Source organism: Acinetobacter sp. ESBL14 (genome assembly GCF_036668815.1).
Lineage (GTDB): Bacteria > Pseudomonadota > Gammaproteobacteria > Pseudomonadales > Moraxellaceae > Acinetobacter > Acinetobacter gyllenbergii.
This window is the reverse complement of the sequence record NZ_JAZEVS010000058.1, coordinates 1-354: the sequence shown is the minus strand read 5'-3', so window position 1 is coordinate 354 and position 354 is coordinate 1. Positions and strand designations below refer to the sequence as shown.

General features: G+C 46.0%; 1 pseudogene. It reads left to right on the top strand.

From position 1 onward, the window contains the following. Positions 1-113 precede the first annotated feature (113 nt). Positions 114-354: pseudogene (locus V6E90_RS21610) on the top strand (hypothetical protein); the annotation flags it as partial.

Below are 354 nucleotides of genomic sequence, written 5' to 3'. Positions count from 1 at the left end.
AGAACAACTATGCCTTGGGTAGTGATATCAATGTTAAAGGTGATAGCAACATTACCAGCACGACAGTTGCAGGCGGAGTCCAACTGGGCTTAGGCGACACGTTGAATGTTAAAGATGCAATCAATGTGGGTAGTGGTGCCATTAAAGTTAAGATTGATGGAACAACCAATACCATTGGTGGTTTAAGCAATAAGACGTGGAACGGCACAGCGGTATCAGGTCAAGCGGCGACTGAAGATCAATTGGCGGCAGTTGATGGCAAGTTGGGTACATTAGACGATGCAGCAGTTAAATATGACGATGCAACGACTAAAGACAAGATCACGCTTGCAGGTGCTGGTGGAACCACGATCA